Consider the following 24,385-nt stretch of genomic DNA (forward strand, 5'->3'; position numbering starts at 1 on the left):
GCAAACCTCCCTTGGCAAAGTGAACCGGGTTGTGAGCAGACTTCCCAAACGCTTGCACCGCGGGGATCTGCCCCGCACGCATGATCCTCCCAAATTGGGTGCGGCGTCCAGATGGGTTACCGCAGCCGTGTGCAACGCGGCACCCGCACTCCGTGGAATGCGGCCTGCACTCCTGCAACGCCAAAACATGGTGCATGGCGGCGCCCACCCAAGCCCAACGCCCGTGCCGCACAGGGCGGCACGGTGCTGCCTGGGCGTCCCCCGCAGGCGTCATCCGCGCGGGTACACCCCTGGCAAAAACTCGATCCCCGTGCGCCGCACCAGCTCTTCATAGCTGATCGGCTGCGCAGCCCGCGTGGCGTTGTCGTTGCGATGCCAGTGCACCCAGGCACGGTTCCGGTCTTCGTCGTAGACGAGCTTGAACAAATAGCGTGGCACGCGCACATTCCCCGGGCCGATGCCCTGGCTTTCATCAATGCTGGGCAGGAAGACCGGGCCGGTGATGACGTACACATCCCCGCTTGCCTTGGCCGCATATTTTCGGGTGGCGGCCTCGACCGACACCCTCCAGGCGCCCTGGTTGTGTTGGGGCGCCTGGGGCACTATGTTGGCCAGCGAAAAGCTCTGCGCCATCGCCTGCGCCGTGGGCATGTTGCCGGCCGGGGCCATGTGGCCGCGATCGAAGCCGCTGCCCTTGTAATCGTCGAGCGTGGCCCGCTCTGCAGGGCGCAGCCGGGCATCGGCGAAAAACCGGTTGGTGCGCACCTCGTCGGCATCCGCGACCGCGGCCCGATTGAGCTTTTCTGCGACATACACCGGTGTTTTGCTGGCGCCCGAATGGAGGATGGCAAAGGCGTCGTAGCACAGTGCCCGCTGCGTGGGCTGAGGCGCGAGCACGGGCGGCCTTCCGTTCGCAAAAAACTGCCGGCACGCCGCAAAATCTCCTGACGCGTTGCGCTGATGGCCGGAGCCAACGCGGGACACACGCTGGTGGTTCTGCTTTGGCGTGCCGAGTTCTCTGACCAGTTGTTCCAGCTCGCGGCCTTCCTGCAGCAGGCGGTCGGCACAGGAACTCACCGATAGCCCCACTGCCGCGAGCAGCAGCGCAAAAATTCGGCGGTGTTTGGAGGGACGGCGGATGCGCTGGGACGTTTTGCGCGTTTTACTTGTTTTGGCGGACGGCACGGATTCGGAAAACTCTTTCACCAAGCGAACACGCGGCGCCCCGCATTGCGGGGACACCGGTGGGAGGACAAAGGGAGGGGGCGTGGGCCGGCGCCAGACCTGCGGCGGTGGGCTGCCGCGCAGCCCACAGGGTGTGCGCAGGACTCAAACAGGCGCCGGATGGGATGGTGTGGCGCCATCTCCCCGGCATGCAACAGGCGGGTGGCTGGACTGGGCCCCACTGGGCGGCAACCCACAAAATCTGGCTTGAACAATCGCGAAGCAAAGTGCAGGGGCTTCGCCCCGGTCGGCAGAAAGAAAAACGGGCTAGCTCTTGGAAGAGCTAACCCGTTGGTTTCTTTAGATCAATGGTCGGCGTGAAAGGATTCGAACCTTCGACCCCTTGCACCCCATGCAAGTGCGCTACCAGGCTGCGCCACACGCCGACAAGCTTTAGATTATATGCTGAAAATATTCACTGATCGGAAAGAAGTGAACGGATTTCAAACAATTCCTGCCGTACCCTGCCCATGTCGCCCCACACCGGCGCGCTGTAGCCTGCGTTGTCCGGTGGTGCCAACTGGATCACCGGCACATCGTGCTCTGCCAACGCAGGCTGCAGGGCCTCGTGCATGCGCGTGGGGGAGGTGTCCTGCAGTTGGTTGCGCGCCCCGCTGATGGTGAAGCCCTGTTCGTACAGCAGGTCGCGGATGCGGCGGATCATCAGCACCTCGTGGTGTTGGTAATAGCGCCGGTTGCCGCGCCGCTTCATGGGCCGCAGCTGGGTGAACTCCTGTTCCCAATAGCGCAGCACGTGCGGCTTCACGCCGCACAGCTCGGCGACTTCACCGATCGTGAAATAGCGCTTGGCAGGGATGGAAGGAAGCGGCATACCGGGGGAGCGAGGTAGGGGAAAGTCAGTGCGAAAGAAGCAGGCAGTGGCCAAGGGTAGCGCAGCCGCGCCGCGGCAGCCATGGGGTTGCAACCATTGCGCGCCCGGCCGCCCCCTGGCAGTCACGCACCTGCGGGGCTCTGGATCTGCTCTTTGAGCTTGCTGCTGGCGTGGAAGGTGACCACGCGGCGGGCCCCGATCGGAATGGCTTCGCCCGTGCGCGGGTTGCGTCCGGGGCGCGGCGCCTTGGTGCGGATCTGGAAATTGCCAAATCCGGACAGCTTCACATCCGCGCCTTCGACCAGGCGCTGGGCGATCAGGTCAAAGAACGCATCGACCATGTCCTTGGACTCGCGCTTGTTCAACCCGATGTGGTCAAACAACAGGTCGGCCAGCTGCGCCTTGGTCAGCGTCGGCGTGTCCAGGCTTTCTACGGCAAATTCGATCACGTCGTTGCTCCGGTTGCTCATTACACGCGCAGCCTTGCGCCGCACTGCGCCACCAGCTGCGCCACCACGGCCTGTACCGCAGCGTCGATGTCCGTCTCGGTCAGCGTGGCGTCGCCGCTGCCCAGCGTCAGGCGCACCGCCAGGCTCTTTTCCCCCGCCGCCATGGCGGTCGCCGGCGCGGCATCGCCCGCCTTGACCGGCTTGGCCCGGTACACGTCGAACAGTATGGCACTGCGCAGCAGCGTGGCCGGCACGGCCGACGCGATGGCGGCCTGGAGCCGGGCATGCGTAGTGCGCTCGGCCACCACCACGGCCAGATCGCGCTGCGCGCTCTGGTGCTTGGGCACCGCCTTGAACTGCGGCACGCTGCGCTCCAGCACGGCGTCGAGCTCCAGCTCGAACATCACAGGCGCCTGGGCCAGCTCCCACGACTGGCGCCACTGCGGGTGCAGCTCGCCAACGTAACCGATGGCACGGCCGTCCAGCACCACGCGCGCGCAGCGCCCCGGGTGCATGGCCGGATGGGTCGCAGGCTCGAACCGCGCCTGCCGTGGCGCCAGCAAGGCCTCGACATCGCCCTTGGCATCAAAAAAGTCCACCGCCTGGTCCTTGCGGCCCCATTGCAGCATGTCGGCCGGCCCGCAGACCAGGCCTGCGACGCGCATCGGCTGGTCGAACCCTTGCACGGTGGTGTCGGTATCGGCCACCGACGCGTCGCGCAGGAACACCCGCCCCAGCTCGAACACGCGCACGCGCTCGGCCCTGCGGTCCAGATTGAATTTCAAAACCTGTAGCAAAGAACCCAGCAGGGATGAGCGCATGACGCCCATTTGGCTTGCAATCGGGTTGAGCAGCTTGATGGGCTGGGGGTTGCCCGCGAGGCCGTGCTCCCAGCGCTCGTCGACGAAGCTGAAGTTGATAGTTTCCTGGTAGCCCAGCGCAGCCAGATGGCGGCGCACGGCAAAGGCGCTGCGCCGGCTCTCGGCCCGCAGCTTGGGGGTGATGGGCGCCAGCGGCGGCGTGGTCGGCAGCTGGTCGTAGCCCACCATGCGGGCGACCTCTTCGATCAGGTCCTCTTCCAGCGTGAGGTCGAAGCGGTACGACGGCGGCGTGACGGTCACCGTGCCCTCGCCCTGCTCCAGCGGCAAACCCAGGCGGGCGAGCGCATCGGCGCACTGCGCCTGGCTCAGCGGCATGCCGATCACGCGCGCGGCGCGCGCTATGCGCAGCGTGACGGGCCGCGCCACCGGCAGATTCACCTGCACATCGTCGATCGGGCCGGCGGCGCCGCCGCAGATCTGCTGCACCAAGGCCGTGATGCGCTCGAGGTGTTCCACCGTGTGGCCCGGGTCCACGCCGCGCTCGAAGCGGTGACCTGCGTCGGTGGAGAAGTTGTAGCGGCGCGAACGGCCCGCAATGGCCTTGGGCCACCAGAATGCGGCTTCGATGTAGATGTTCTGCGTGCCGTCCGAGACGGCCGTGGCGTCGCCGCCCATGATGCCGGCCAGTGACTCGACCTGGCGCTCGTCGGCAATCACGCCGACCTGCCCGTCGACCGTGACGGTGCTGCCATTGAGCAGTTTGAGCTGCTCGCCCGGCTGGCCCCAGCGCACCTCAAGGCCGCCATGGATCTTGTCGAGGTCGAAAATATGCGAAGGCCGGCCCAGTTCGAACATCACGTAGTTCGAGATATCGACCAGCGGCGCCACGCTGCGCTGACCGCAGCGCGCGAGCCGGTCGATCATCCACTGCGGGGTGGCGGCCTTCGGGTTCACGCCGCGCACGATGCGGCCCGAGAAGCGGCCGCACAGGTCCGGTGCGCTGACCGTGACCGGCAGGCGGTCGGCATGCGCCTGCGGCACCGGTGCAAAGGTGGGCGTCTGCAGCGGCGCCCCTGTCAGGGCCGCCAGCTCGCGCGCCACGCCGTACACGCTCAACGCGTGGGCCAGGTTGGGCGTGAGCTTGAGCGTGAACAGGGTGTCGTCCAGGTCCAGGTGCACGCGGATGTCCGCGCCGAGCGGCGCGTCGGCGGCCAGCTCCAGCAGGCCACCATGGTCTTCCGACAGCTTGAGCTCGCGCGCCGAGCACAGCATGCCCTGGCTCTCCACGCCGCGCAGCTTGCCGACCTTGATCACGAACGGCTTGCCGTCGTCGCCGGGCGGCAGCTCGGCGCCCACCAGGGCGCACGGCACCTTGATGCCCACGCGCGCATTGGGCGCGCCGCAGACGATGGTCAGCAACTCGGCCTGCCCCACGTCGACCTGGCACACGCGCAGGCGGTCGGCATTGGGGTGCTGCTGGGCTTCCTTGATCTCGCCGACCACGATGCGCGTGAACGGCGGCGCTACGGGCTGCAGTTCTTCGACCTCCAGGCCGCCCATGGTCAGGGTCTCGGCCAATTCGGCGGTCGTCAGAGGCGGGTTACAGAATTCGCGCAACCAGGATTCAGGAAATTGCATAGTCAGACTCTTTGGCGTTCATGGCTGGCTGTACCTTCAAGGCCTACAGCCGGCTGGGCATGCGTGCTTTCAAAAGATGAGCTACTCGCGCTGATCAATGCTTAATTTCAGATATAAAAGCATCTGAAATCCAATCACAGCAAGCGCTGACAGCTCACTTTTTTGATTATTGGAACTGCGACAGGAAGCGGATGTCGCCGTCGAAGAACAGGCGCAGGTCGTTGACGCCGTAGCGCAGCATCGTCAGGCGGTCGGGTCCCATGCCAAAGGCAAAGCCGATGTACTTTTCGGGGTCCAGCCCCATGTTGCGCACCACGTTCGGATGCACCTGGCCCGAACCCGCGACTTCCAGCCACTTGCCGGCCAGCGGGCCGGTCTGGAACTGGATATCGATCTCGGCGCTGGGCTCGGTGAACGGAAAGAAACTGGGGCGGAAGCGCAGTACCAGGTCGTCCGACTCGAAGAAGGTGCGGCAAAACTCGGTGAACGTGACCTTCAGGTCCTTGAAACTGACGTTCTCGCCGATCCACAGGCCTTCGCACTGGTGGAACATGGGCGAGTGGGTGGCGTCGCTGTCCACGCGGTAGGTGCGGCCCGGCGCGATCACGCGGATCTCGGGCATGGCCTGGCCGGCATCGATCAGCGCACGGTATTTCTTCACGTGCTGCACGGCGTGTCGCACCTGCATGGGGCTGGTGTGCGTGCGCAGCAGGTTGGGTGCCCGCGCAGTACCGCCTTCGACATAGAAAGTGTCGTGCATCGAGCGCGCAGGGTGGTCTTCCGGGGTGTTGAGCGCGGTGAAGTTGAACCAGTCGGTTTCGATCTCGGGACCTTCGGCCACGTCGAAGCCCATGGAGCCGAAAATGGCTTCGATGCGCTCGAGGGTCAGCGACACCGGGTGCAAGCCGCCCTGGCCGCGCTGGCGTCCGGGCAGGCTCACATCGAGCGCCTCGGCCTGGAGCTGCAGCTGCAGTTCGGCGTCCGCCAGGGCCTGCCGGCGCGCCGTGAGCGCTGCCTCGATGGCCTGCTTGGCGACGTTGATGGCGGCGCCACGCGACTTCTTTTCCTCGACGGAAAGCTGCGCCATGCCCTTCATGAGCTCGGTCACGCGACCGGACTTGCCCAGGAACTGGGCCTTGGCATTTTCCAGATCGGCGGGGGTGGCGCTTTGCGCAAACAGCTGCTGCGCGCTTTCGACCAGAGAGTCCAACTCGTTCATATTCGCTCTTCAAAAGAAACAAGGGCTAGTGCCTTTTCAAGCGCTAGCCCTTGCTGTTTGTGCGCTGGCAGCTATCGAAATGATAGCTACCCGCCGTGAACTCAGGCAGCCAGCTTGGCCTTGACCTGCTCCACGATGCTGCCGAAGGCAGCCTTGTCGTGCACTGCGAGGTCGGCCAGCATCTTGCGGTCGATCTCGATGGAAGCCTTCTTCAGGCCGTTGGTGAACTGGCTGTAGGTCAGGCCCAATTCACGCGCACCGGCATTGATACGGGCGATCCACAGCTGGCGGAACACGCGCTTGCGGTTACGACGGTCACGGTAGGCATATTGCCCAGCCTTCATCACCGCCTGTTTGGCGATGCGATAGACATTACCGCGGCGACCGCGAAAACCCTTGGCGAGGGCCAGAACCTTTTTGTGACGGGCGTGAGCCGTTACACCACGTTTGACGCGAGGCATGTGTGTACTCCTTGTTCGTCGTTATTAAAGGCCAGCGAATGGCAGCATCTGTGCCATGTGACCCATGTTGGTCTCATGAACAGACGTGATACCACGCAGTTGGCGCTTGTTCTTGGTGGTCTTCTTGGTCAGGATGTGACGCTTGAAGGCGTGGCCGCGCTTGACGGTACCACCCGGACGAACGCGGAAGCGCTTCTTGGCGCTGCTCTTGGTCTTCATTTTGGGCATGTGAATGCTCCTTTGATTGTGCTCGTGAGGCGTTTGCAAACCGATTTGCAAACTTGTTGGCCCCGAGCCACTTTTAGCGGCGGGCTTAACGCCCACCCGGGAGAGGCACAACACCCCTTCCCATGAATAGCATGGCCCCTTGCGGGGCCACGCCAGTCAATTCAAAACCTGCAAGTTGTTGCGGGCGCCGCTCAATCAGCGGTCGCGGCGCCTGTCGCATCCGCCACGGACTTGGCTGCGGCTGGCTTCTTGCGGGCCGGAGCGATCATCATGATCATCTGGCGGCCTTCAAGGCGCGGGAACTGCTCGACCAGAATGGTGTCGGCCAAGTCGTCGCGAATTCGGTTGAGCAGGGCCAGGCCCAGTTCCTGGTGCGTGATCTCGCGACCGCGAAACCGCAGCGTGATCTTGCACTTGTCTCCGTCCGCCAGAAAGCGGCGGATGTTGCGCATCTTGATGTTGTAGTCGCCATCGTCCGTGCCCGGACGGAACTTGACTTCCTTGATCTCGATGACCGTCTGCTTGGCCTTGGCTTCCGCAGCACGCTTTTGCTCAAGGTATTTGAACTTGCCGTAGTCCATCAAACGGCACACAGGCGGGCTGGCCGTGGCGGCGATTTCCACCAAGTCCACATCCAACTCGCCGGCCATGCGCAGGGCCTCCATCAAGCTGACCACACCGAGCGGCTCGTTGTCCGGACCCGAAAGGCGCACTTCAGGCGCCATGATTTCACGGTTCAGACGGTGCTTGCGCTCCTCGCGGTGGCGACGATCACGAAATTCAGTAGCTATGGCTATCACCCTTAAATCAAAATGCTACAAAAAGCGTAGCTGCCTTGGCACAACCGGTGCGCTTTAAAGCATGGTTTCTCAATCAAGCTTTAGAGGCAATGTCCTGAACGAGGAGGTCGATGAACGACTCGATGGACATTGCACCGAGGTCTTTGTTTCCCCTGGCGCGCACTGCGACGGCACCAGCTGCACGCTCCTTGTCGCCTGCGACGAGGATAAATGGCAGCTTTTGCATGGAATGCTCGCGTATTTTATACGTAATCTTTTCGTTGCGCAGATCCAGGGCCACGCGCAGCGGATGCTGGGGCAGTGCTTTTTCGAGTTTTTCGGCAATTTCGCGACAGTAGTCCGACTGCGCATCGGTGATGTTGAGCACGGCCACCTGGGTGGGCGCAAGCCAGGCCGGCAAGGCACCTGCATGCTGCTCGATCAGGATGCCGATGAAGCGCTCCAGGCTGCCGACGATGGCGCGGTGCAGCATCACAGGGCGATGGCGATTCCCGTCTTCACCCACGAACTCGGCATCCAGGCGTTCGGGCATCGAAAAATCCACCTGGATGGTGCCGCACTGCCACTGGCGACCAATCGCGTCCTTGAGCGTGTACTCAATCTTGGGTCCGTAAAACGCCCCTTCGCCCGGGGACAGCTCATACGCACAACCCGATGCATCGAGGCTGTGGATGAGTGCAGCTTCGGCCTTGTCCCAGATCTCGTCCGAGCCAATGCGCGCGTCGGGACGCGTGGCCACCTTGTAGATGATGTCGGTGAATCCGAAATCCTTGTAGACCTTTTGCAGCAGGTGGGTGAACGCCAGCACTTCGGGCTGGATCTGGTCCTCGGTGCAGAAGATGTGCCCGTCGTCCTGCGTGAAACCGCGCACGCGCATGATGCCGTGCAGCCCTCCCGTGGGCTCGTTGCGGTGGCATTGGCCGAACTCGCCGTAGCGCAGCGGAAGGTCGCGGTAGCTCTTGATGCCCTGCTTGAAAATCAGAATATGGCCCGGGCAGTTCATCGGCTTGAGCGCGTAATCGCGCTTTTCCGACTCGGTCGTGAACATGTTGTCGCGGTACTTGTCCCAGTGGCCGGTCTTTTCCCACAGCGTCTTGTCCAGCAGTTGCGGGCCCTTGACTTCCTGGTAGCCGTTGTCACGGTACACGCGGCGCATGTACTGCTCCACTTCCTGCCAGAGCGTCCAGCCCTTGGGATGCCAGAACACCAGACCCGGCGCATGGTCGTCGATATGGAACAGGTCGAGTTCGCGGCCGAGCTTGCGGTGGTCGCGCTTTTCGGCCTCCTCCAACATGGTCAGGTACTGCTGGAGTTCGTCCTTCGTGGCCCAGGCCGTGCCATAGACACGCTGCAGCATTTCATTGCGGTGGTCACCGCGCCAGTACGCGCCCGCCACCTTCATGAGCTTGAAGAACTTGAGCTTCCCGGTGCTGGGCACGTGCGGGCCACGGCACAGGTCTTCGAAGGCGCCTTCGCGGTAGAGCGAGACATCTTCGTTACTCGGGATGCTGGCGATGATCTCGGCCTTGTAGTGCTCCCCCAAGCCCTTGAAGTACGCCACGGCCTCGTCGCGCGGCAGCACGCGGCGCACCACGGGCTCGTCCTTGGCAGCGAGTTCCGCCATGCGCTTTTCAATGGCGGCCAGGTCTTCGGGTGTGAAGGGGCGCTTGTAGGCGAAGTCGTAATAGAAGCCGTTCTCGATCACGGGGCCGATGGTGACCTGCGCCTCGGGAAACAGCTCCTTGACCGCATACGCCAGCAAGTGCGCCGTGGAATGGCGGATCACCTCCAGGCCGTCGGCGTCCTTGGCGGTGACGATGGACAGCGGGCTGTCCTGTGTGATCTGGTAGCTGGTGTCGACGACCTGGTCACCGATCTTGCCGGCCAGGGCCGCCTTGGCCAAACCTGTGCCAATCGAAGCGGCTACTTCGGCGACCGTGACAGGGCCGGGGTATTCGCGCTGGGAACCGTCGGGAAGCGTGATGTGGATCATGGAAAGAGTCCTTGTCAAATCGTGTCGGTGGGTGCGGCGCGCCCGGTGCTCTGAAAGCAAAAAAGCGCGGAACAGGTCCGCGCTTGGAGAGGAAAAGGCTGGGATCTCGTGCAGGCGCGAACGGCCGGCCTCAACGGCCGGCGGATGTCTCCGATGGAGTTCGCGGTGTCATAACCAGATTGCCTTTCTCGCTCTTGTGCATTGATTTGACATGCATTTTACCCATGGCGCCGACAAAAAAGCCCGAAGCTCTCGCTTCGGGCTTCGGGCGCCCAAAAATCAGGGCAGCAAATCAGTGGAACTGCTCTTCTTCGGTCGAACCGGTCAGTGCCTTGACGCTGGAAGAGCCGCCCTGGATCACGGTGGTCACGTCGTCGAAGTAGCCTGCGCCCACTTCCTGCTGGTGCGACACGAAGGTGTAGCCCTTCTCGCGCGCGGCGAACTCGGGCTCCTGCACCATGTTCACGTAGTGCTTCATGCCTTCGCCATTGGCGTAGGCGTGGGCGAACTGGAACGTGTTGTACCAGTTGATGTGGATACCGGCCAGCGTGATGAACTGGTACTTGTAGCCCAGCGCCGAGAGCTCGTCCTGGAACGAAGCGATCTGCGCATCGTTGAGGTTCTTTTTCCAGTTGAAGGACGGCGAGCAGTTGTACGACAGCAACTTGCCAGGGCAGGCGGCGTGCACGGCCTGCGCGAACTCGCGGGCGAAGCCGATGTCCGGCACGCCGGTTTCGCACCACACCAGATCGGCATAGGGGGCATAGGCCACGCCGCGGCTGATGGCCTGCTCCAAGCCGTTTTTCACACGGTAGAAGCCTTCTGGCGTGCGCTCGCCGGTCAGGAAGGGCTTGTCGTTGGCATCGTGGTCGCTGGTGATGAGGTTGGCGGCTTCGGCATCGGTGCGGGCCAGCACAATGGTCGGCACGCCCATCACGTCGGCAGCAAAACGCGCAGCGATCAGCTTTTCGCAGGCTTCCTGCGTCGGCACCAGCACCTTGCCTCCCATGTGGCCGCACTTCTTGACGGCCGCCAGCTGGTCTTCAAAGTGAACGCCGGCCGCGCCCGACTGGATCATGTTCTTCATCAGCTCGAACGCATTGAGCACGCCGCCAAAACCGGCTTCCGCGTCGGCGACGATGGGCAGGAAGTAGTCGATGAACTCCTTGTCGCCGGGGTTGACGCCGCGGCCCCACTGGATTTCATCGGCGCGCTTGAAGGTGTTGTTGATGCGGCGCACCATGGTGGGCACCGAGTCGTAGGCATACAGCGACTGGTCGGGGTACATGGTTTCGGAGGTATTGCCATCGGCCGCCACCTGCCAGCCCGACAGGTACACCGCCTCCAGCCCGGCCTTGGCCTGCTGCATGGCCTGACCGGCGGAGATCGCGCCAAACGCGTTCACATAGCCCTTCTTGGCGCCGCCGTTGATCTTGTCCCACAGCTTTTCCGCACCGCGCTTGGCCAGCGTGTGCTCAAGCTGCAGGCTGCCGCGCAGGCGCACCACGTCGGCCGCGCTGTAACCGCGCTTGACGCCCTTCCACCGGGGATTTTGGGCCCAGTCTTTTTCCAGGGCGGCAATTTGCTGTTCGCGGCTGAGTTGTTCGTTGAGGGATTGCGGCATCAGATCACTCCATTGGTTGTTGAAATTGCCGGGCTACAAGGTGTTGCCCATGGCTTCACTTTACAGTCTTCTATAAGACATACGCAATCTCTTATATCTTATAGAAGACATATTTTTAACCATTGAAAATCAATGACTTAGGAGAGAAATCGTCTGAATGCGGGGAAAAAATTCTCATGTCGCGAAAATATGGCGCACTGCAACGCGCCATATTTTCATATTGCAAAATCTTTATGACGCGATGCAAAAATGCTCTGCTCAACCCCCCTGCCATCAGGCATGATGCGCCACCCCCTTTGGATTTTCCCGATGCCCAGCACCGCCCCACCGAGCCGCTCCGTGGCCTATGCCTGTCTGGCCTTGAGCATGGCGCTGGTGGGCAGCTATGTTGCACTGTCCAAGCCGCTGGCAGCCGTGCTGCCGGTGTTCCTGCTGGCATGGATGCGCTTTGGCATCGGGGCGCTGGCGATGCTGCATTGGCTCAAGAAACCGCACCATGAGCCGCCGATGGCACCGCGCACACGGTGGCTGCTTTTCCTTGAATCCTTTCTGGGCAACTTCTTGTTCACCGTGTGCGTGATCTACGGCGTCAAGCTGACCAGCGCCGTGTCGGCGGGCGTCATCATGTCCGCCATCCCGGCGGCGGTCGCGCTCATGAGCTGGCTCTTCCTGCGCGAAAGGGTGCCCCCCAGAACATGGTCCGCTGTCGCCTGCGCCGTGGCAGGCATTGCCTTGTTTTCACTCTCAAAACAAGAGCATTTAGCGATTACCAGTCAAGGGCTGGGGGCAGAAAACACCCCAAACCAGGTCTGGCTGGGCCAATGGCTTCTGGTCGGCGCCGTGGTGTGCGAAGCGGCGTATTCGGTGATTGGCAAGAAGCTCACGGGATCGCTGGGGCCCCGGCGCATCACCTCGCTCATCAACCTGTGGGGGCTGGCGCTGTCAACCCCCCTGGGGCTGTACATCGCCTGGGATTTCGACTTTGCCGGCGTGGGTTGGAGCACCTGGCTTTTGCTGCTTTTCTATGCGCTGGCGGCCTGCATGTGGACGGTCTGGCTCTGGATGACCGGACTGCGGTCGGTGCCCGCGGCGCAAGGTGGCGTGTTCACAGTGCTGCTCCCCGTCAGTGCCACGCTGGTCGGCGTGGTGGTGCTGGGCGAAACCCTCTTGCCCATGCAGTGGCTGGCGTTTTGCGTTGCCTTGGTCAGCGTGCTGCTGGCCACCCTTCCCACGGGGACGACCCGCCACGTGGAAACGGACACGGCACAGAATTTCTAGGAACTTCTGGGCAATGGGCTGCATTGGACAATGCGGCCACGCGCCGCCTCGCGAGCGCCGGCCTGCCGGCCCTGCGCGCTCAGTTCAGCGCGCGTGTGGCCACAACCATGCCGTCGGCGTCGGCATACAGCCAATCTCCGGGGCGCACCCAAACGCCCTGAATTTGCACCGCCACGTCGCGCTGGCCCTGGCCGCGCCGGTCCGTGGGCAAAGGCACCAGTCCCAAGGCGCGGATGCCCACAGCGCAGGCATTGAGTTCGGCCACATCGCGCACGCAGCCGTCGACCACCAGGCCGGCCCACCCGTTGCGGGCCGCCGCAGCGGCCAGGTTGCCGCCGACCAGTGCGCGGCGCAGGGACCCTGCCCCATCGACGACCAGGACACGGCCTTCGCCCGCAGACTCCACTGCCGCCTTCACAACGGTGTTGTCTTCATGGCATTTCACGGTGGTCACCGGTCCAGCAAATGCAGCCATGCCCCCGAAAGCTTTGAAAACCGGTGGCAGCACGCGGAATCCGCCACTGTCATCGGCCTTGTGGGCATCGCAGAAATCGCAGGTGCTGAACGCCGTGGAGGCATGAGCAATCATGTTTGACAACTTTTCCAAAAATCCCAGACCCAGCAGCCCCACCCGGAACTCCGGCGCGCCACAGGCCTGCGGTGATGCCGCCGCAGCCTCTGCGACAACCGGTGGCTCAAGCGCAGCCCGGGGTTTTGCGGCAGTCTTCCGGCCGATCGCCAGGAAGCACAGGGCATCGGTTGAGCTCGAACGGCGATATGGCGAGCAAGGTCGTCAGCGCGCTGGAAGCCATCGTGATGAGCCAGAAGACAAAAAACGCCAGGGTGTAAACACCCTGGCGTGAGAGTGCCAGTGGCTGGCCAAACCAGTGCAAATCCTCGGGATCGACCATCGCAAAAACCAGCATTTCAGTCACGCCCGCCAGCAAAAAGGCGGGCCATGCAATCCACATCAGGCGTTGGCTCCACATCAGCGATATCTCCTTGGTATATTTTTTGGACAACTGACTTACCGCAACCATTGTCACCAAAAAATGGGGCCGCCGTTGCCTTTCAATGCAGAGGCTGGTCTTGGGGCGGCGTGGCCGCATGGTTGCGGCCTTTCAAGGCAGGTGCGAGGCTCTTGTGCGGCGCTTCGAGCGTCTTGTTGATCTCTATGCCCTGGCGGTAGTAGTCCTCGCTGAGCACCGGGTCGGGCGAACGCACTGCCAGCCAGAGGGTGTAAAAACCTGCGACCACGACCACCGCCGGGCCTGCAATCACCAGCCAGACGAAACCATATTTCCACCATGGCCGAGGCTGAGGCGCCGAAGCTTTTTCGCTTGGTGAGCTCATCAAAATACTCCTGTGTAGAGAACAGAACGGCCCCATGGGCAGCTCAACGGGGCACCAGGAAAACCGATTTTTCGGTCACCAGCGCTGCAGTTCCCAGCGCTTCGATGTCAAACTGCACCGGGTGCGACCCAGGCTGCGCCGAGCCGTAAGGAATCTGCAATCGCACGGCGACCCAGCGCGACTGCGCCGCATCGATCTCCAGCTCCGGATCAGACACCACCTCCAGCCCTTCCAGGCCCCGGGCGCCCACGCGGTAACGCTGCGGCTGCTCGGTGGCATTCATGATCTGCAACCGGTAAATGTTCTCCAGTTTGCCGCCTGCCACGATGCGCGACAGCGCGGCGCGGTCACGCACCACGTCGACCTTCAGGGGGGTGCGCATCACGAGGCTGGCGAGCATGCCCACGCACAGGGCCACCAGCACCCCCGTGTAGAGAAGCACGCGCGGGCGCATCACGCGGCGCAGGATCTGCGACTGCCCCCAGCCCCTGGCAACGCCATTCTGGGTCGAAAAACGAATCAAGCCGCGTGGGTAGTGCATCTTGTCCATCACCGTGTTGCAGGCGTCCACGCACAGGCCGCAGCCAATGCATTCGTACTGTAGCCCGTCGCGGATGTCGATACCGACAGGACACACCTGCACGCACAGCGTGCAATCGATGCAGTCGCCCAAGCCCTTGGCCTTGTAATCTACGGCTTTGGTGCGGGGACCTCGGGGTTCGCCGCGGGCTTCATCGTAGGTGACGATGAGCGTGTCCTTGTCGAACATGGCGCTCTGGAAGCGCGCATACGGACACATGTACTTGCAGACCTGTTCGCGCAGGAAGCCGGCGTTGCCGTAGGTGGCAAAGCCGTAGAAGATGACCCAGAAGATCTGCCATGTCCCTTGCCAAGCCATCAGTTCGGCACCCAGCTCGCGGATGGGAACGAAGTAGCCGACGAAGGTGAAGCCTGTCCAGGCGGACACGGCAATCCACAGGCTTTGCTTGACCGTCTTTTTCCAGATCTTTTCGAACGTCCAACCGCTGGCGTCGAGGCGCAGGCGTGCGCTGCGGTCTCCCTCGACCTTGTGCTCGATCCACATGAAGATTTCGGTGTAGACCGTCTGCGGACAAGCAAAACCGCACCACAGCCGCCCCGCCACCGCCGTGAACAGGAACAGCGACAGGGCCGAGATAATCAACAGCCCTGTCAGGTAGATGAAGTCCTGCGGGTACAGGACCAACCCGAAGATATAGAAACGCCGCGCCCCAAGGTCAAACAGCACCATCTGGCGCTGTCCCCATTCAAGCCACGGCAGTCCGTAGAACACGAGCTGCGTGACAAACACCATGACCCAGCGCCAGCGCGCAAAAAACCCGCTGATGGAGCGCGGGTAAATCTTCTTCTGCGCCTCATAAAGCGACACGATTTCGCCTTCGGCCAAGGGTTCGGAGGCGACTGGGGCAATCGGGATAACCTTGCGTGGTTTCCCGTGAGGGGCATTCATGGGGCAGCGATCTTCAAAAAGGTAATGGCGCGTGAGCGCCAAGCGGATGGCGCACAGCGCCATCCTCGACACACGGCCAGGTTACCGGACTGCGGCTCCAGGCTGGTTTGACAAACCCCACACATACGAGGTGAGCACGTCCAGCTGCGCTTCGGTCAGCTTGCCTGCCTGGGCCGGCATTTCGTTGACCTTGCCGTTGTTGATGATGGCCGTGATGGCGGCTTCGCCCCAGCCGTGCAGCCAGACATCATCGGTCAGGTTAGGGGCACCAAGCGCCTGGTTGCCCTTGCCGTCCATGCCATGGCAGGCCGCGCAGGCAGCAAATTTAGGCTTGCCCAGCGACGCACGCAACGAGTCGTGCGGGCTGCCAGACAGGCTCAGCACATAGTGCGAGAGGTTGCGCACGTCTTCGGGTGTGCCCACCGCAGCGGCCATGGGCGGCATGTTGCCGACACGGCCCTTTTCGAGGGTTTCGCGGATCTTCTCGGGCGAGCCACCGTGCAGCCAGTCCGTGTCGGCCAGGTTGGGAAAGCCCTTGCTGCCGCGTGCATCCGAGCCGTGGCATTGCGCGCAGTTGTTCATGAACAGACGCTCGCCGATGGCCATGGCCTGCGGATCGCGTGCTCTGTCTTCGGGCTTCATGGAGGCAAAGCGGGCATACAGCGGCTCGAGCTCGGCATTGGCCTTGGTCACTTCGGCGTTGTATTCGGACTGTGTGGACCAGCCCAGCTGGCCGGCAAACTTGCCCAACCCGGGGTATGCGGCCAGATAACCAAACGCAAAGACGATGGTCAGGACAAACATCCACATCCACCAACGTGGCATGGGGTTGTTCATCTCGGTCAGGTCCTCGTCCCAGACGTGGCCTGTCGTGTTGTCGCTGGCGGAGACGATTTTCTTGCGGGCCGTCAGCCAGAGCAGGAGCAGGCAGGCCAGGATGCTCAGAAGCGTCAGCCCGGCCACATAAACCGACCAGAAATTGCTGGTGAAGTCACTCATTGGATGTTCTCGTTCTGGTGAGGGTCAATCTTGTTCGAAGGGAAGCTGGGCGGCCTCGTCAAACCGGTCGCGGTTGCGCCGTGAATACGCCCACACCCAGATGCCGGCGAAGCAGGCAAACGATGCGAGCGTGACGACCACACGCATGGTGGTGATGTCCATGTTCAGACCCTCCGTTACTTGAGCGCGCGGCCCATGACCTGCAGGTAGGCCACCAGTGCGTCCATTTCCGTCTTGCCTTTGACTTCGTCGGCGGCGGCCGTGATCTGTGCATCGGTGTAGGGCACGCCCACGGTGCGCAAGGCCCGCATGCGCGGCGCCACGTCGGCGGCGTCCACCGCGTTCTTTTCAAGCCATGGATAGGCCGGCATGTTCGACTCTGGCACCACGTCGCGGGGGTTGTTCAGGTGGATGCGATGCCACTCGTCGCTGTACTTTCCGCCCACACGGTGCAGATCGGGCCCGGTGCGCTTGCTGCCCCACTGAAACGGGTGGTCGTAGACGAATTCACCGGCCACCGAATAGTGGCCATAGCGCAGCGTTTCGGCACGGAACGGGCGGATCATTTGCGAATGGCAGTTGTAGCAACCCTCGCGCAAATAGATGTCGCGCCCCACGAGCTGCAGCGGCGCGTAGGGCTCGACGCCCTTGACCGCCTCGGTGGTGGACTTCTGGAAGAACAGCGGCACGATCTCGACCAGGCCGCCCACGGCAATCACCAGAATGATCAGCACGATCATCAGGAAGTTGTTGGTTTCCACCTTCTCGTGGGTGAAACCGGTCGACGGTTTGTTGTTGTGTTGTGACATGAAGGAATTCCTCGGATCTCAGGCGTGCGCCGGCTTGATGGCGGGAATGGCCACGGTGACCGAACGGCCCGAAATGGCAGTCACCCAGACGTTCCAGGCCATGATCAACATGCCCGCCAGATAGAGAATGCCGCCCGCAAAGCGGATCACGTAGAACGGATAAGTGGCCTTCACGCTTTCGACGAAGGTGTAGGTTAGCGTGCCGTCGGCATTCACGGCGCGCCACATCAAGCCCTGCATCACGCCGGCGATCCACATCGCGGCGATGTACAGCACGATGCCGATGGTCGCCAGCCAGAAATGCAGTTCGATGGCCTTGATGGAATGCATTTTTTCCTTGCCGAACAGGCGCGGCACCAGGTAGTAGAGCGAACCCATGGTGATTAGGCCGACCCAGCCCAGCGCACCGGCGTGCACGTGGCCCACGGTCCAGTCGGTGTAGTGGCTCAGCGCGTTGACGGTCTTGATGGACATCATCGGGCCCTCGAACGTGGCCATGCCGTAGAACGACAGCGACACGATCAGGAAGCGCAGGATGGGGTCGTCGCGCAGCTTGTGCCAGGCCCCCGACAGCGTCATGACGCCGTTGATCATGCCGCCCCAGCTGGGCGCCAACAGCACCAGCGAGAACACCATGCCCACCGATTGCGTCCAGTCGGGCAGCGCGGTGTAGTGCAGGTGGTGCGGGCCAGCCCACATGTAAGTGAAGATCAGCGCCCAGAAGTGGACGATGGACAGGCGGTAGCTGTAGACCGGACGGCCTGCCTGCTTCGGGATGAAGTAGTACATCATGCCCAGGAAGCCTGCGGTCAGGAAGAAGCCCACGGCGTTGTGGCCGTACCACCACTGCACCATGGCGTCCTGCACACCGGCATAGGCCGAGTAGCTCTTCATGAAGCCTGCGGGAATGGCCGCGCTGTTGACGATGTGCAGCAGCGCAATCGCCAAGATGAAGGCACCGTAAAACCAGTTGGCCACATAAATGTGGCGCACCTTGCGCATGCCCACCGTGCCGAAGAAGACGATGGCATAGGCCACCCAGACCAACGCGATCAGGATGTCGATCGGCCATTCGAGTTCGGCGTATTCCTTGCCGCTGGTGTAGCCCAGCGGCAGGCTGATCGCGGCGGCCACGATGACCAGCTGCCAACCCCAGAACGTGAAGGCCGCCAGCGGACCCGCAAACAGTCGCACCTGGCAGGTGCGCTGCACCACGTAATAGCTCGTTCCGATCAGCGCACTGCCCCCGAACGCAAAAATCACCGCGTTGGTGTGCAGGGGCCGCAGGCGACCGTAGCTCAGCCAGGGTATACCGAAGTTGAGTTCAGGCCAGGCCAGTTGGGCAGCGATGAACACGCCCACCAGCATCCCCACCACCCCCCATACCACGGCCATGATCGAAAACTGCCGCACGACCGTGTCGTTGTAGTGCGCAGCATCTGCTTTTTTTGGAATATCCATCGGGCACCTCTTGATTTCAGCGAAAGTATTAACCGGATTGGCTGCAGGGGATTTGACCGAGGTCAATTGTCCCGAAGAATGCGTTCGCCTTCTTGCTCTACGTTCTCAAACTGTCCCCGGTACACGGCCCACCAGAGGCCGAGGATGATCAGCAACACGAGCACCACCGACAGCGGGATCAGAAGATAAAGAATGTCCATCGGAAAGCTCCAGACCTCAGGCCGCCACAGCAGCGACAGGCGCCGGCGCAGCGGACGCCACCGTGCTGTCTGCGCCTTGGCCCAATGCGGGGAGGGCCCGCGACAGCCGCGCCGCATTGAGCACGACCAGCAGCGAGCTGAGCGCCATGCCCAGGCCCGCCAACCAGGCCGGCATGTACCCGGCAATCGCCAGCGGCACGCCGAGCGCGTTGTAGCCCGCGGCCCACCACAAATTCTGGCGCACCACGCGCAGGGTGTTCCGTGCCAGCAGCAGCGACTGTGCAATCAGCGCCAGATCGCCACCGAGCACGACAAAATCGGAGCGCGACTGGGCCAAGGGTACGGAACGGCCAAAGGCAAACGATACATGCGCGCCCGCCAGCACCGGACCGTCGTTGAGGCCATCGCCCACCATCGCCACGCGCTGCCCGCGTGCCTGCAATGCCTGCAGCGTCTCGAGCTTGTCCTGCGGCGTGCAGTCGCCCTGCCATTGGTCGATGCCGGCCTGGGTGGCAATGCGCGCGGCGGCCAGGGGACGGTCACCCGACAGCAGGTGCACCGCGACACCTGCCTGGCGCAGCGCCCGCACAGCAGCCGCGGCCTCGGGGCGCAGGTCTTCGCTCAAATCGAAGCGCGCCAGCTCCACAGGCTCGGCGCCCTCGCCTTGCCAAGCCAGCACCACCTGCTGCGCCGTGGCATCCTGCGCGGCACGCTGCCGGGTATGGCGGGGCGACCCCAGCAGCACACGCCCCGGGGGCAGAACGCCGTCCCCGTCCTGCAGCCAGGCAGTAAGCCCATGGCCTGCGGTTTCCTGCAGCTGCGCAATGTGCCAGCGCGTCGCCGCAGCCCCGGCCTGACCCTGTGCGGCGGCCACCAGGGCACGCGAGACGGGGTGCAAGGACTGGCCTGCCAGCGTGGCCGCCAAGGCCGTGGCATCGGCGGCAGACAGCCGGCCCGGCGCCTGCACGCCGCGCACCACCATGCCGTCGCGCGTGAGCGTGCCGGTCTTGTCGAACACCAGGGTGTCGACTTCGGCCAGCGCCTCCAGGCCTTGCAAATTGCGCACCAGCACACCGTGGCGCGCCAGCGTTCCGGCAGCACACAGCATGGCGACCGGCGTGGCCAGTGACAGGGCACACGGGCAGGTCACGATCAGCACCGACACGGCCACCATGAGCGCATGACCCGGATCGGTGGGCCACCACCACACGGCCGCCAGCAGGGCCGCCAGCAGCACCAGCACCAGGAAGGGGCGTGCGACGCGGTCGGCTAGCTGGGCCAGGCGTGGCTTTTGCAGCGACGCGCTCTCCATCAGGGCCACGATCTGGGCAAAACGCGTGCTCTGGCCTGTGCCCTGCACGCGCACCTCCACGGCCGCCTGCAGGTTGTAGCTCCCCGCGATCACGCTGCTGCCTTGGGGGCGCGCCACGGGCGTCGACTCGCCCGTGAGCAAGGCCTCGTCGGCCAGGGTGTGGCCTCGGGTGATGCAGCCGTCGGCCGGAAACGCCTCGCCGGGCAGCACGCGCACGGTGTTGCCCACCACCAAGCGGCGCACCGACACGCGCTCGAAATGCCCGCCGGTGGCACGCCGCTCCACGCTGTCGGGAAGGCGGTTCATGAGCGCCTCCAGCGAGCCCGCCGTGCGGTCGCGCAGGCGCAACTCCAACCAGCGCCCCGTGAGCAGGAAGAAGACGAACATGGTCAGCGAGTCGTAGAAAACTTCGCGGCCAAAGAGGCCTGCCGGGTCGAACGTCCCGATCGTGCTGACCACGAACGTGATGCCCATGCCCAGGGCCACGGGCAGGTCCATGCTGACGCGGCGCTGGCGGATGTCGCGCAGGGCACTGGAGAAGAACGGGCCGCAGGCGAACAACACCACCGGCAGCGAGATCACCCAGGAAGCCCAGCGCAGCAGGGTTTCCATCTCCAGCGTCAGGTCGCCAGGCAAGGCCACATAGGCCGGCCACGCATACATCATGACCTGCATCATGCAAAAACCCGACACCAGCCAGCGCCACAGCGCGCGGCGGTGCTCGCGCAGGCGCTGCTCGCGCGCGAGTGCATCCATGGCCGGCAGAGCGCTGTAGCCGGCGCGGCGCACCGCCGCCAGCCACTGCGACGGCAGCACCTGTCCGGGCTGCCAGACCACGCGCGCGCGCTGTGTGGCGGCGCTGACGTCGGCCTGGGCCACGCCGGGCACGGCACGCAGGGCCTCTTCAATGGTCAGGGCGCAGGCGGCGCAGTGCATGCCGCCAATCACCAAGTGCGATTCCCACGCACCGGCAGGCAGGCTCTGCGGGCGCGCCTCGGCACACGGCCGCCCGAAGGACGCCCACTCCTGCGGATCGTCCAAAAGCGCGTCGGTCACACGGGCGCTGGAAGCTTCTTGCGCGGTGTCAGAAACGCTGTCTGCCGAGGAAAGCAGAGCGTTGGAAATCGTTGACATGGCTCAAGCTTACCGCTTCTGCATGCCATACTGCTTGATATGTATCAATCCTGAAATACACCCCGCCGCCGTAAGCTTACATTTTGCAAAAAAGGAGCCAAGCATGTACAAGCGCATTTTGATCGCCACCGACGGATCCCCCCTGTCCGAGAAAGCCGTGGAAAGCGGCCTGTCTCTGGCGGCACTTTCCGGCGCCACCGTTGTTGCCCTCAAAGTCGTGCCACGCTACCCGCGCAGCTATTTCGAAGGCGGCCTGCCCACGGATGCAGACGATATCAAGCGGATTGAAAAACAGTGGGGCGATGCGGCCCAGACGCTGGTCAATGGCGTCAAGGCCGAGGGCGGCGCCCAGGGTGTGGTGGTGAAGCCTGTGGTGGCCAAATCCGACCTGGTGGCCGAGGCCGTGATCTCTGCCGCCAAAAAGCACAATTGCGACTTGATCGTGATGGCCTCGCATGGCCGCAAGGGCCTCAAGCGCCTGCTGCTGGGCAGCGAGACGCAGCATGTGCTGACCCATTCGCACATTCCTGTGCTAGTTCTGCGTTAAGAGCCAAACAAGGCCCTAGCGCTTGCACAGCAAGCGCTAGAAGCTATAAATAGTGAAGCACGCACCGGAACAAGGTCGGTGCGTGCTTTTTTTGTGGGGGCGTGTCAGGCGAACAGTTTCTCGTACTGCGCGCGCAGCAGGTTCTTCTGCACCTTGCCCATGGCGTTGCGCGGCAGCTCGGTGGCGACGAAGCAGCGCTTGGGAATCTTGAAGTTGGCCAGCTGCGCCTTGAGGGCGGCTAGGATGGCCTCGCCCTCGGGCTGCGCGCCGGGCCGGGCGATCACCACCGCCACGCCGACCTCGCCAAAATCCGGGTGCGGCACGCCCACCACCGCGCTTTCGGCCACGCCGGGCAGCTCGTTGATGGCGGACTCGATCTCGGCCGGGTAGACGTTGTAGCCGCCGCTGATGATCAGGTCCTTGCTGCGACCGACGATGCTCACGTAGCCGCGCTCATCCACCTGGCCCACGTCGCCGGTCTTGAACCAGCCATCGGCCGTGAACTCTTCGGCCGTCTTCTCGGGCATGCGCCAGTAACCCTTGAACACGTTGGGGCCCTGGACCTGGATGTTGCCGATCTCGCCCACGGGCAGCGCCCGGTTCGCGTCGTCCACCACGCGCAGGCCGACGCCGGGCAGCGGAAAGCCCACGGTGCTGCCGCGCCGCTCGCTCTGGCCGCCGTGGCGCGCGTCGGCGCTGTACGGGTTGGAGGTGAGCATGATGGTCTCGCTCATGCCGTAGCGCTCAAGGATGGTGTGGCCCGTGCGCTGCTGCCATGCGGTGAAAGTCTCGATCAGCAGCGGGGCCGAGCCCGCGATGAACAGGCGCATGTTCTTCGCGGCTTCTTTGGTGAGCCCCGGCTCGGCCAGCAGGCGCACGTAGAGCGTCGGCACGCCCATGAACACGGTGGCGCGCGGCATCGCGGCGAGCACGGCCTTGGGATCGAACTTCGCCATCCAGATCATCTTGCTGCCATTGAGCAGCGCGGCGTGGATCGCCACGAACAGGCCGTGCACATGGAAGATCGGCAGCGCGTGGATCAGCACGTCACCGGGCTCAAAGCCCCAGTAGTCCTGCAGCACCCGGGCGTTCGAGAGCAGGTTGCCGTGCGTGAGCATCGCGCCCTTGCTGCGGCCCGTGGTGCCGCTGGTGTAGAGAATCGCGGCCAGGTCGTCGGCGCCCCTGACCGCAGGCACATGCTCGGCGGCATGGTGCGCGGCGCGTTCGAGCAGACTGCCCGTACGGTCGTCGCCGAGCGTGAACACATGCTGCGTGCCAGCCGTGAAGGCGATTTTCGACACCCAGCCGAAGTTGCCTGGCGTGCACACCACCACGGCGGGCTCGGCGTTGCCGACGAAGTATTCGATCTCGCCGCTCTGGTAGGCCGTGTTGAGCGGCAGGAAGACATAGCCCGCGCGCAGCGTCGCCAGGTACAGCACCATGGCCTCGACCGATTTCTCGACCTGCACGGCCACGCGGCTGCCTTCGGGCAGCTGCAGCGACGCCAGCAGGTTGGCGATGCGCGCGCTGGCATGTTCGAGGTCGCGCCAGCTGTACCGCAGGGTCTGGCCATCGGGCGCCGTGGTCTCCACGGCGGTCTGGTCCAGGTCGGATGGGAAAGCGGCGCGCAGGGCCGTGAACAGGTTCTGGAAAGTCATGGGATTCAAAAGACAGGGGAACGTTTGGCCAGGAATGCGGTGATGCCTTCACGGTGCTCGGCACCGTCGGCGTAGGCATAGGGATCGATCGCCGCGGAATTTACTATGCTTTCAATAGCTACTTGCGCAGTGCTAGAAAGCGTTTGCGCCGTTTTCAGTGCGCGAAGCGTTTGTTTGTTCAGGCGCGCCGCACCGGGCGCCAGCGCGGCGATGCGGCAGGCCGTGCCGAGCGCGTCGGCGGCCAGCAGGTCGCCGTCCACCACCCGGCTGAGGAAACCGCGCGCCAGCATGTCGCCCGCGCTGAAGGTCGCGGCTTCCAGCAGCATCTGGCGCGCGGTGAGCTCGCCGACCGCGCCGGCCACCAGCTGCGCTTCGCGCGGCGCCATCGGAAAGCCGAGCTTGGCGATCGGCGCGCCAAAGCGTGCCGTGCGGGCCGCGATGCGGAGGTCGCAGCAGCTGGCCATCTCGACGCCCGCGCCCATGCAGGCACCGGCAATCTCGGCGACGATGGGCACGTCGCAGTCGAGCATGGCCGCAAGGCCGCCCCAGACGTCGTTTTCGTGGAAATCGCGCAGCTCGGCTGCGTCAAAGCGGAAGGCCGGGTACTCGGAGATGTCGCCGCCCGCGCAGAACGCCCCGCCCTCGCCTGCCACCAGCACGCAGCGCACCTCGGTGCTGCATTGGATGCGCTCGAAAACCGCGCGCAGCTCGCGCCACATGGCGCGCGACATGGCATTGAGCCGGCCTTCGTGGCGCAGCGTGACCCGCACCACCCCGGCCTCGCCCGCCGCCCCTGCGGCCCGCGCCGCGACAACTTCTCCGGACATCCAAAGCCTTTCTCTGTGCCTTATTTCAT

Annotated in this window: 24 protein-coding genes and 1 tRNA gene; 2 read left to right on the forward strand and 23 right to left on the reverse strand. The window is 63.7% G+C overall.

Annotated elements, in window-relative coordinates; all coding sequences use genetic code 11:
* Window positions 1-270: 270 nt before the first annotated feature.
* The 11 genes from B2J86_RS08555 to aceA all read right to left on the reverse strand — a co-directional run bounded on the left by B2J86_RS08555 (window position 271) and on the right by aceA (window position 11,289).
* The gene (locus tag B2J86_RS08555) at window positions 271-1,209 is read right to left on the reverse strand and encodes a DNA/RNA non-specific endonuclease (protein WP_254068009.1); all 939 of its coding nucleotides are present in this window, start codon (window positions 1,207-1,209) and stop codon (window positions 271-273) included.
* Between the two features lie 324 nt (window positions 1,210-1,533).
* Window positions 1,534-1,610 (reverse strand) — tRNA-Pro (locus B2J86_RS08560).
* A gap of 29 nt (window positions 1,611-1,639) precedes the next feature.
* A complete protein-coding gene (locus tag B2J86_RS08565) occupies window positions 1,640-2,056 on the reverse strand; it encodes a MerR family transcriptional regulator (protein ID WP_169169432.1) in 417 nt (138 codons plus the stop codon).
* A 122-nt stretch (window positions 2,057-2,178) separates the two neighbouring features.
* Window positions 2,179-2,526 carry an integration host factor subunit alpha gene (locus B2J86_RS08570; protein ID WP_169169433.1) on the reverse strand — a complete coding sequence of 116 codons (348 nt, stop codon included), beginning with the start codon at window positions 2,524-2,526 and terminating at the stop codon, window positions 2,179-2,181.
* Window positions 2,526-4,964 (reverse strand): phenylalanine--tRNA ligase subunit beta, encoded by a 2,439-nt coding sequence (gene pheT / locus B2J86_RS08575; RefSeq protein ID WP_173025230.1) that lies wholly within the window; start codon window positions 4,962-4,964, stop codon window positions 2,526-2,528. Before pheT ends, B2J86_RS08570 begins: the two co-directional genes overlap by 1 nt.
* 166 nt (window positions 4,965-5,130) lie before the next feature.
* Window positions 5,131-6,183, reverse strand: a complete 1,053-nt coding sequence (pheS, locus tag B2J86_RS08580) for a phenylalanine--tRNA ligase subunit alpha (protein WP_169169435.1) — start codon at window positions 6,181-6,183, stop codon at window positions 5,131-5,133.
* A gap of 101 nt (window positions 6,184-6,284) precedes the next feature.
* A complete protein-coding gene (gene rplT, locus B2J86_RS08585; RefSeq protein WP_169169436.1) occupies window positions 6,285-6,644 on the reverse strand; it encodes a 50S ribosomal protein L20 in 360 nt (119 codons plus the stop codon).
* A gap of 24 nt (window positions 6,645-6,668) precedes the next feature.
* On the reverse strand, window positions 6,669-6,872 hold the full coding sequence (gene rpmI, locus B2J86_RS08590; protein WP_169169437.1) for a 50S ribosomal protein L35: 204 nt from the start codon (window positions 6,870-6,872) through the stop codon (window positions 6,669-6,671).
* A 191-nt stretch (window positions 6,873-7,063) separates the two neighbouring features.
* Complete coding sequence (gene infC / locus B2J86_RS08595; protein ID WP_173025231.1) at window positions 7,064-7,672, reverse strand: translation initiation factor IF-3; 609 nt, start codon at window positions 7,670-7,672, stop codon at window positions 7,064-7,066.
* Between the two features lie 73 nt (window positions 7,673-7,745).
* On the reverse strand, window positions 7,746-9,665 hold the full coding sequence (thrS, locus tag B2J86_RS08600) for a threonine--tRNA ligase (protein ID WP_173025232.1): 1,920 nt from the start codon (window positions 9,663-9,665) through the stop codon (window positions 7,746-7,748).
* 292 nt (window positions 9,666-9,957) lie between these two features.
* A complete protein-coding gene (gene aceA, locus B2J86_RS08605; RefSeq protein ID WP_173025233.1) occupies window positions 9,958-11,289 on the reverse strand; it encodes an isocitrate lyase in 1,332 nt (443 codons plus the stop codon).
* Between the two features lie 309 nt (window positions 11,290-11,598).
* Between aceA and B2J86_RS08610 the strand changes: the two genes are divergently transcribed.
* Window positions 11,599-12,567 (forward strand): DMT family transporter, encoded by a 969-nt coding sequence (locus B2J86_RS08610; protein WP_173025234.1) that lies wholly within the window; start codon window positions 11,599-11,601, stop codon window positions 12,565-12,567.
* A 79-nt stretch (window positions 12,568-12,646) separates the two neighbouring features.
* Here B2J86_RS08610 and rraA read toward each other — a convergent pair whose 3' ends face one another.
* The 10 genes from rraA to B2J86_RS08660 form a co-directional block, all read right to left on the reverse strand.
* The gene (gene rraA / locus B2J86_RS08615; RefSeq protein WP_173025235.1) at window positions 12,647-13,156 is read right to left on the reverse strand and encodes a ribonuclease E activity regulator RraA; all 510 of its coding nucleotides are present in this window, start codon (window positions 13,154-13,156) and stop codon (window positions 12,647-12,649) included.
* A 106-nt stretch (window positions 13,157-13,262) separates the two neighbouring features.
* Entirely contained in the window at window positions 13,263-13,556 is a 294-nt protein-coding gene (locus B2J86_RS08620) for a hypothetical protein (protein ID WP_169169465.1), read from the reverse strand.
* Window positions 13,557-13,638: 82 nt separating this feature from the next.
* A complete protein-coding gene (locus B2J86_RS08625) occupies window positions 13,639-13,920 on the reverse strand; it encodes a FixH family protein (RefSeq protein WP_169169442.1) in 282 nt (93 codons plus the stop codon).
* A gap of 43 nt (window positions 13,921-13,963) precedes the next feature.
* Entirely contained in the window at window positions 13,964-15,409 is a 1,446-nt protein-coding gene (ccoG, locus tag B2J86_RS08630; protein WP_169169443.1) for a cytochrome c oxidase accessory protein CcoG, read from the reverse strand.
* 81 nt (window positions 15,410-15,490) lie between these two features.
* Window positions 15,491-16,408, reverse strand: a complete 918-nt coding sequence (gene ccoP / locus B2J86_RS08635) for a cytochrome-c oxidase, cbb3-type subunit III (RefSeq protein WP_169635480.1) — start codon at window positions 16,406-16,408, stop codon at window positions 15,491-15,493.
* Between the two features lie 24 nt (window positions 16,409-16,432).
* The gene (locus tag B2J86_RS08640) at window positions 16,433-16,570 is read right to left on the reverse strand and encodes a cbb3-type cytochrome c oxidase subunit 3 (RefSeq protein ID WP_169169445.1); all 138 of its coding nucleotides are present in this window, start codon (window positions 16,568-16,570) and stop codon (window positions 16,433-16,435) included.
* 14 nt (window positions 16,571-16,584) lie between these two features.
* A complete protein-coding gene (gene ccoO / locus B2J86_RS08645) occupies window positions 16,585-17,217 on the reverse strand; it encodes a cytochrome-c oxidase, cbb3-type subunit II (RefSeq protein WP_169169446.1) in 633 nt (210 codons plus the stop codon).
* 18 nt (window positions 17,218-17,235) lie between these two features.
* Window positions 17,236-18,678: a cytochrome-c oxidase, cbb3-type subunit I gene (gene ccoN, locus B2J86_RS08650; RefSeq protein WP_169169447.1), complete on the reverse strand. Its 1,443-nt coding sequence runs from the start codon at window positions 18,676-18,678 to the stop codon at window positions 17,236-17,238.
* 62 nt (window positions 18,679-18,740) lie between these two features.
* The gene (ccoS, locus tag B2J86_RS08655; RefSeq protein ID WP_169169448.1) at window positions 18,741-18,878 is read right to left on the reverse strand and encodes a cbb3-type cytochrome oxidase assembly protein CcoS; all 138 of its coding nucleotides are present in this window, start codon (window positions 18,876-18,878) and stop codon (window positions 18,741-18,743) included.
* Window positions 18,879-18,894: 16 nt separating this feature from the next.
* Window positions 18,895-21,324 (reverse strand): cation-translocating P-type ATPase, encoded by a 2,430-nt coding sequence (locus tag B2J86_RS08660; protein ID WP_173025236.1) that lies wholly within the window; start codon window positions 21,322-21,324, stop codon window positions 18,895-18,897.
* Between the two features lie 103 nt (window positions 21,325-21,427).
* Here B2J86_RS08660 and B2J86_RS08665 point away from each other — a divergent pair, with 103 nt between their 5' ends.
* A complete protein-coding gene (locus B2J86_RS08665; RefSeq protein WP_169169466.1) occupies window positions 21,428-21,871 on the forward strand; it encodes a universal stress protein in 444 nt (147 codons plus the stop codon).
* 104 nt (window positions 21,872-21,975) lie between these two features.
* On the opposite strand, the gene B2J86_RS08670 is transcribed toward B2J86_RS08665, so the two are convergent.
* Both B2J86_RS08670 and B2J86_RS08675 read right to left on the reverse strand, forming a co-directional pair.
* Window positions 21,976-23,529, reverse strand: a complete 1,554-nt coding sequence (locus B2J86_RS08670; RefSeq protein WP_173025237.1) for a malonyl-CoA synthase — start codon at window positions 23,527-23,529, stop codon at window positions 21,976-21,978.
* Between the two features lie 5 nt (window positions 23,530-23,534).
* The gene (locus tag B2J86_RS08675) at window positions 23,535-24,356 is read right to left on the reverse strand and encodes an enoyl-CoA hydratase/isomerase family protein (protein ID WP_173025238.1); all 822 of its coding nucleotides are present in this window, start codon (window positions 24,354-24,356) and stop codon (window positions 23,535-23,537) included.
* Between the last annotated feature and the right edge of the window lie 29 nt (window positions 24,357-24,385).

Source organism: Acidovorax sp. SRB_14 (assembly GCF_012932145.1).
Taxonomy (GTDB): Bacteria; Pseudomonadota; Gammaproteobacteria; order Burkholderiales; family Burkholderiaceae_C; genus Simplicispira.

What these genes read in the sequence shown, in the direction of transcription:
- aceA (WP_173025233.1), bottom strand. Translation starts at nt 11,289, where the DNA reads ATGCCGCAATCCCTCAACGAACAACTCAGCCGCGAACAGCAAATTGCC.
- rraA (WP_173025235.1), bottom strand. Translation starts at nt 13,156, where the DNA reads ATGATTGCTCATGCCTCCACGGCGTTCAGCACCTGCGATTTCTGCGAT.
- ccoN (WP_169169447.1), bottom strand. Translation starts at nt 18,678, where the DNA reads ATGGATATTCCAAAAAAAGCAGATGCTGCGCACTACAACGACACGGTC.
- B2J86_RS08675 (WP_173025238.1), bottom strand. Translation starts at nt 24,356, where the DNA reads ATGTCCGGAGAAGTTGTCGCGGCGCGGGCCGCAGGGGCGGCGGGCGAG.
- pheS (WP_169169435.1), bottom strand. Translation starts at nt 6,183, where the DNA reads ATGAACGAGTTGGACTCTCTGGTCGAAAGCGCGCAGCAGCTGTTTGCG.
- ccoS (WP_169169448.1), bottom strand. Translation starts at nt 18,878, where the DNA reads ATGGACATTCTTTATCTTCTGATCCCGCTGTCGGTGGTGCTCGTGTTG.
- pheT (WP_173025230.1), bottom strand. Translation starts at nt 4,964, where the DNA reads ATGCAATTTCCTGAATCCTGGTTGCGCGAATTCTGTAACCCGCCTCTG.
- rpmI (WP_169169437.1), bottom strand. Translation starts at nt 6,872, where the DNA reads ATGCCCAAAATGAAGACCAAGAGCAGCGCCAAGAAGCGCTTCCGCGTT.
- thrS (WP_173025232.1), bottom strand. Translation starts at nt 9,665, where the DNA reads ATGATCCACATCACGCTTCCCGACGGTTCCCAGCGCGAATACCCCGGC.
- ccoP (WP_169635480.1), bottom strand. Translation starts at nt 16,408, where the DNA reads ATGAGTGACTTCACCAGCAATTTCTGGTCGGTTTATGTGGCCGGGCTG.
- B2J86_RS08620 (WP_169169465.1), bottom strand. Translation starts at nt 13,556, where the DNA reads ATGTGGAGCCAACGCCTGATGTGGATTGCATGGCCCGCCTTTTTGCTG.
- ccoG (WP_169169443.1), bottom strand. Translation starts at nt 15,409, where the DNA reads ATGAATGCCCCTCACGGGAAACCACGCAAGGTTATCCCGATTGCCCCA.
- B2J86_RS08610 (WP_173025234.1), top strand. Translation starts at nt 11,599, where the DNA reads ATGCCCAGCACCGCCCCACCGAGCCGCTCCGTGGCCTATGCCTGTCTG.
- ccoO (WP_169169446.1), bottom strand. Translation starts at nt 17,217, where the DNA reads ATGTCACAACACAACAACAAACCGTCGACCGGTTTCACCCACGAGAAG.
- B2J86_RS08570 (WP_169169433.1), bottom strand. Translation starts at nt 2,526, where the DNA reads ATGAGCAACCGGAGCAACGACGTGATCGAATTTGCCGTAGAAAGCCTG.
- B2J86_RS08660 (WP_173025236.1), bottom strand. Translation starts at nt 21,324, where the DNA reads ATGTCAACGATTTCCAACGCTCTGCTTTCCTCGGCAGACAGCGTTTCT.
- B2J86_RS08670 (WP_173025237.1), bottom strand. Translation starts at nt 23,529, where the DNA reads ATGACTTTCCAGAACCTGTTCACGGCCCTGCGCGCCGCTTTCCCATCC.
- rplT (WP_169169436.1), bottom strand. Translation starts at nt 6,644, where the DNA reads ATGCCTCGCGTCAAACGTGGTGTAACGGCTCACGCCCGTCACAAAAAG.
- B2J86_RS08665 (WP_169169466.1), top strand. Translation starts at nt 21,428, where the DNA reads ATGTACAAGCGCATTTTGATCGCCACCGACGGATCCCCCCTGTCCGAG.
- B2J86_RS08565 (WP_169169432.1), bottom strand. Translation starts at nt 2,056, where the DNA reads ATGCCGCTTCCTTCCATCCCTGCCAAGCGCTATTTCACGATCGGTGAA.
- B2J86_RS08640 (WP_169169445.1), bottom strand. Translation starts at nt 16,570, where the DNA reads ATGGACATCACCACCATGCGTGTGGTCGTCACGCTCGCATCGTTTGCC.
- B2J86_RS08625 (WP_169169442.1), bottom strand. Translation starts at nt 13,920, where the DNA reads ATGAGCTCACCAAGCGAAAAAGCTTCGGCGCCTCAGCCTCGGCCATGG.